Raw genomic sequence first — 5,904 nt, forward strand, 5'->3', positions numbered from 1 at the left:
GTTGAGGGGGCGTGAGCCGCATGGATGCGGCGCCCGAGCTTACATGGACGTACTTGCAGCGTCCCCCTCAACCGGACCCACCCCGCCAACCCACGGATAGCCAGCTTCTGCTGTTGCTTCGGCTTCGGCTTCGGCTTCGGCAGGTGCAGGGCGCAGCCCTGCCGAACACTACTCCGCCTCGCGCTGGACCTGCCGCCAGAGCTCGGCGGCGAGCGCGCGCACCGCATCATCCGCATCCGGCCGATGCAGCAGCCCGATCTCATAGTTCTCCACCACCGGCAGGCCACGCTCACCATCGATCACGCGGTGCTCGCGGCTCACCGCGCGACGCGGCAGCAGGCTGATGCCGATGCCATCGGCCACCGCCCCCTGAATGCCGCTCAGCGACGAACTGGTGAACGCGATGCGCCAGCGCAGGCCGAGTGCCTCCACCGCCTGGATCATCTCGTCGCGGTACAGGCCGCGCGGCGGGAACGTCACCAGCGGCAGCGGATCCAGCTGCAGGCTGCTGTTGCGCTGGCTGTCGATCCAGTGCATCGGCTCGCGCCGGCAGTGCACCGCCTGGCGCGTGTTGCGGCGCTGCTTGACCAGCACCAGGTCCAGTTCGCCATGGTCGAAGCCATGGGCCAGGTCGCGACTCAGACCGCTGCTGATTTCCAGCTTCACCTGCGGGTGGCGGCGGCTGAACGCGGCCAGCATCCGCGTGGTCTGCGCGTTGACGAAGTCCTCCGGCACGCCGATGCGCACCGCGGTCTCCACCGTGGCGCCGGCCAGGGCCTGGGCCATTTCCTCGTTCAGGTCGAGCATGCGCCGGGCGTAACCCAGCAGCGTGTGCCCGGCATCGGTGGGGTGCACGTCGCGGTGGCCGCGTTCGAGCAGGCGGTGCCCGGCCAGCTCCTCCAGCCGCCGTACCTTCTGGCTGACCGTGGACTGGGTGGAATGCAGGCGGGTAGCCGCGGTGGTGAAACTGCCGCAGTCGGCCACCATCACCAGCGCACGCAGCAGGTCCAGTTCGAACAGCGTTCTATTCGATTTGGCACTGTCTTGCATTTGAACATTTCACTTCTGGATGCACGTGGCGACTTCTACCATGCAGGGCAGGGGGCGGCAAGCACGGCGCCCCGCTGCACCGGAGAACCGCAGATGCGCATCGCTCGTCGCCCTCGTTTGCCCGGCCCGCTGGGTCGCCTGTTGCTGCTGTGCCTGTTGGCGATGGTGCTACCTGGCTGTTCGGCCACGGCCGGCACGGCCGATGCGCGCCTGCGCGATGCTGCCGCGCGAGGCGATGCCGCCGCCGTGCGTGCGGCGCTGGAAGACGATGCCGATCTGGAGTCGCGCGATGGTGAAGGTCGCACCGCACTGCTGCTGGCGACCCACGGCAACCACGTCGATGCCGCACGCGAACTGATCGAAGCCGGTGCCGACGTCAACGCCAAGGATGCGATGCAGGACAGCGCTTACCTGTATGCCGGCGCGCGCGGCCTGGATGACATTCTCGCGCTGACCCTGGCCCACGGTGCCGAGCTGCGCAGCACCAACCGCTACGGCGGCACCGCCCTGATTCCCGCCGCCGAACGCGGCCATGTGGCCACCGTGCGCACGCTGCTGCGCGCGGGCGTGGCGGTGGACCATGTCAACCGCCTGCACTGGACCGCGCTGCTGGAAGCGATCCTGCTCGGCGATGGTGGCCCGCGCCATGTGCAGATCGTGCAGCTGCTGCTCGACGCCGGCGCCAATCCCGAACTGGCTGATGGCGATGGCGTGACGCCGCTGATGCACGCACGCCAGCGTGGCTACACCCGCATTGAAACCCTGCTGCACCAGGCCGGCGCCCAGCGCTGAACCCCGACCCCTTCCACTCTGCGCGTCACGCGTGCCCACCAGGATGCCGTCCATGTTCCAGTCCCGTCCGTTGTCCCTTGCGATTCTCCTAGCCGTCGCACCGTTGTCGGCCTCCGCTGCCGAGCGCGCCGACCTGCTGATCCGCAACGCCACCGTGGTCGATGTCGAACACGCGCGCAGCCTGCCGGGGCAGAGCGTGGTCATCCGGGTCGATGACATCGTCGCCGTCGGCCCCGATGCGCAGCTGCGCAGCCAGTGGAGCGCCAGCCGCCAGATCGACGCCAAGGGCAAGTACCTGATCCCGGGCCTGTGGGACATGCACGTGCACTTCGGCGGCGGCCCGGCCCTCATCGAAGAGAACAAGGCGCTGCTGCCGCTGTACATCGCCCATGGCATCACCACCGTGCGCGACTGCTCGGGCGACCTGCCGGAGCAGGTGCTGCAGTGGCGTGGCGAGATCGCCAAGGGCACGCTGTTCGGGCCGCGCCTGCTCAGCTCCGGCGCCAAGATCGAAGGCATCAAGCCGGTCTGGAAGGGCACCATCGAAGTGGGCAGCGAGGCTGACGTCGACAAGGCGATCACCCGCCTGCAGCACGACAAGGTCGATTTCGTGAAGATCACCGACAGCACGCTGAAGCCGGAGCTGTTCCTGTATTCGGCCAGCGCCGCGCGCAAGGCCGGTTTCAAGGCCTCGGGCCATATCCCGATGGCGCTGACCGTCGAACAGGCAGTCGATGCCGGCCTCGCCTCGATCGAGCATCTGGACTACGCGTTCAAGGCCGGCAGCAAGGATGAAGCGCAGATCGCCGCCGATTTCGGTGCCGGTCGCATCGACCGCGCCGAGGCCAACCGCCGCCTGGATGCCAGCTTCGACCACGATACGGCGATGCACGCCTACCGCGACTTCGCCAAGCGCGGCGTGTTCGTCACCCCGACCCTCAATGGCGGCCGCATCCTCGATTTCCTCGACCAGGATGACCACGCCAACGATCCGTACCTGGCCTACATCGGCCCGGGCCTGCGTGCCACCTACCAGTGGCGCGTGGATCGCGCGGCCAAGGCCACCCCGGCGCAGATCGAAGCGCGCCATGCGCAGTACCACCAGGTGGCCTCGGTGCTGCCGATGCTGCAGGAAGCGGGCGTGACGATCATCGCCGGCACCGATGCCGGCTTCCTCAACTCGTACAACTTCCCGGGCATTGCGTTGCACCAGGAACTGCAGCTGTTCGTGAAGGAAGGCCTGAGCGCGCCGCAGGCGCTGTCGGCGGCCACGCGTTCGGGCCCGGCATGGTTCGGCCAGATGGATCGCTACGGTGGCGTCGCCAGCGGCAAGGCGGCCGACCTGGTGCTGCTGACCGCTAACCCGCTGCAGGACATCGCCGCGACTGAGAAGATCGACAGCGTGATTCTGCGCGGCACTGTGTATGACCGTGCGGCGCTGGACAAGATGCTGGCCGACACCAAGGCCAAGGTGGCGGCGTGGAATGCCGAGGCGGCCAAGGCGAAGTGATCGCTGCTGGGGTCAGAGCCCTTTCCGGTGGAAAGGGATCCGACCCCGGATCACAACCCTCCAGCCCAGGGTCGGATCCCTTTGCTGCGCAAAGGGCTCTGACCCTTCCAGCGGTTCAGCGCACCGCCGGTCGCATCCCATGCAGCTGCGGCAGTGCTTCCTTCATCGCATCGATGAACGCGCGCAGCCGCAGCGGCTGCTGGCGCGCGGCGGGGAACACCAGGTGCACCGGCAGCGGTGGCGCCTGCCACTGCGGCAGCAGCTGCACCAGACGGCCTTTGGCGAGATCGTCGGCCACCAGCCACGCCGAGACCACCGCCGCGCCCAGACCGGCCACAGCGGCACGCTGCACCACGAACAGGTTGTCGGTGAGCAGGCGCGGGGCGATCGACAGCGTGTGCGCGCGCCCCTGCGCATCGTGCAGCAGCAGGCGCTCGCGGTAGTAGGTGGCCAGCGCGATCCATGGCAGTGCCTGCGCCTCCTCGGGCGTGCGCACGCGCGCAGGATCGGCCAGGGCAGGCGAGGCCACCACGATGCGTGGCACCTCGGCCAGCGGCAGGGCGACCATGCGCGGCTCGTCCACCGGGCCGACGCGCACGGCGCAGTCGACGCCGTCGGCAACGAAGTCCGGGCGATGGTCTTCGAGGATCCATTCCAGGCTCAGCTGCGGATGGCGGGCGAGGAAGTCCAGCATGGTCGGCAGCAGCTGCGCCTGGCCGAACGCGTGCGGCACCATCACCCGCAGGCGCCCGCGCAGCACCTGCGCCTCGCCATGCAGCTCGGCCTGCAGTGACTCCCACTCGTCGATGACCCGCTGCGCGTGGCGCTGGCAGCGCTGGCCGTCCTCGGTCAGCTGCAGGCCATGGGTGGAGCGCTGCAGCAGGCGCAGGCCCAGCTGTCGCTCTAGCGCCTGCAGGCGCCGGCTGACCGTGGGCTGTGTGGTGCCGAGCTGGGTGGCGGCGGCGTAAAGGCTGCCGGCATCGACGATGCGCAGGAAGGTGCGCAGCAGGTCGAGGCGGTCGGCGCCAGTGGGCAGGTCGGTCATGCGCTGTGCGTATGAATGATATGTGGCTGAGCCTACTACAGACGTGTGGCGAATACCTTCAGGCTATGCACCATTCCTCCCCCGGAGTTCATCCATGTCCACCCCTTCCATTTCCGTGAGCGCCACGCCCACGGCCGCCCCCTCGGCCCCGCTGGTCCTTGCGATGGCGGCCGGCGCCGGCTTCTCAGTGGCCTCGCTGTACTACAGCCAGCCGATGCTGGGCCTGATCGCGCAGGACCTCGGCGCCAGCGAGCGCGGCGTCGGCATGGTGCCGACCCTGACCCAGCTGGGTTACGCCTTGGGCATCCTGCTGCTGGCCCCGCTGGGTGACCGCTTCGACCGTCGCCACCTGATCCTGCTGAAGTCGGTGCTTTTGTCGCTGGCCCTGGCGGGCGCGGCGCTGGCCGGCCAGCTGCCGGGCCTGCTGATGGCCAGCCTGCTGGTCGGGCTGATGGCCACCCTCGCGCAGGACATCGTGCCGGCGGCCGCGGTACTGGCCCCGGACGCACACCGTGGGCAGATCGTTGGCCGGGTGATGACCGGCCTGCTGCTGGGCATCCTGCTCTCGCGCGTGGTCAGTGGCGTGGTCGCCGAAGCCTGGGGCTGGCGCACGCAGTTCGTGCTGGCGGCGGTGTCGGTGGCGGCGATGGGCGCGGTGATGGCCAAGGCGCTGCCGCGCTTCGCACCGACCAGCACCTTGCGCTACCCGGCATTGCTGGCCTCGCTGCTGCATTTGTGGCGCGAGCAGCCGCAGCTGCGCCGCGCGGTCGCCAGCCAGTCGCTGCTGGCGGTGGGCTTCAGCGCGTTCTGGTCGACCCTGGCACTGATGCTGCACGCCAAGCTCGGGTTGGGCAGTGCCGCCGCAGGTGCGTTCGGCATTGCCGGTGCGGCCGGCGCGCTGGCGGCGCCGTTCGCGGGCCGCTATGCCGACCGCCTGGGCAGCCACGCGGTGGCACGGCTGGCGATTGCGGTGGCGCTGGTGGGCTTCGGCCTGCTGCTGGCCGACAGCTGGCTGCCGACCGCCGCGCTGCTGCCGCTGCTGGTGGTGAGCGCGCTGCTGTTCGACTTCGGTTTCCAGTCGGCGCTGGTGGCGCACCAGACGCTGGTCTACGGACTGGTGCCGCCGGCGCGCAGCCGCCTCAACGCGCTGCTGTTCACCGGCATGTTCATCGGCATGGCGGCGGGTGGTGCGCTGGGCAGCCTCGCACTTGCCCAGTGGGGTTGGCATGGCGTGGCGTGGCTGGCAGTGGTGTGTGCGGGCAGCAGCCTGCTGGTGCGGTTGAGGTGAGTTTTGTTCTGCAGGGCTTGCAGCCCTGCACCTGCTTCAAGCCAGAGCAACGTCAAGGTCAAGAGCTGGCTTTCCGTGGGTTGGCGGGGTGGGTCCGGTTGAGGGGGGCGCCGTAAACCCCCCTCCGGGGTCCGGCCCAGCCGCTGGCGGCTGTGCGTTCGGGCGCTCGCGAAGCAGTGCTTCGCAAGCAAAGCGCCCTCACCCATGGGGGCTTGGTCG

The 5,904-nt window shown here is 69.3% G+C and carries 5 protein-coding genes; 3 read left to right on the plus strand and 2 right to left on the minus strand.

The genetic code is table 11. The annotated features are described in order from the left end of the window. Nucleotides 1–168: 168 nt before the first annotated feature. Complete coding sequence (locus ACVOK1_RS19990; protein WP_481563048.1) at nt 169–1,050, minus strand: LysR substrate-binding domain-containing protein; 882 nt, start codon at nt 1,048–1,050, stop codon at nt 169–171. A gap of 93 nt (nt 1,051–1,143) precedes the next feature. On the opposite strand from ACVOK1_RS19990, the gene ACVOK1_RS19995 reads away from it, so the two are divergent. Further along, complete coding sequence (locus tag ACVOK1_RS19995) at nt 1,144–1,842, plus strand: ankyrin repeat domain-containing protein (RefSeq protein WP_481563049.1); 699 nt, start codon at nt 1,144–1,146, stop codon at nt 1,840–1,842. Between the two features lie 52 nt (nt 1,843–1,894). Next, nucleotides 1,895–3,352 carry an amidohydrolase family protein gene (locus ACVOK1_RS20000; RefSeq protein ID WP_481563050.1) on the plus strand — a complete coding sequence of 486 codons (1,458 nt, stop codon included), beginning with the start codon at nt 1,895–1,897 and terminating at the stop codon, nt 3,350–3,352. 115 nt (nt 3,353–3,467) lie between these two features. On the opposite strand, the gene ACVOK1_RS20005 is transcribed toward ACVOK1_RS20000, so the two are convergent. Further along, entirely contained in the window at nt 3,468–4,397 is a 930-nt protein-coding gene (locus ACVOK1_RS20005; protein ID WP_481563051.1) for a LysR family transcriptional regulator, read from the minus strand. Between the two features lie 94 nt (nt 4,398–4,491). Between ACVOK1_RS20005 and ACVOK1_RS20010 the strand changes: the two genes are divergently transcribed. Beyond that, entirely contained in the window at nt 4,492–5,685 is a 1,194-nt protein-coding gene (locus ACVOK1_RS20010; RefSeq protein WP_481563052.1) for an MFS transporter, read from the plus strand. The last annotated feature ends 219 nt before the right edge of the window (nt 5,686–5,904 follow it).

The organism is Stenotrophomonas sp. STEN087, from assembly GCF_056759115.1.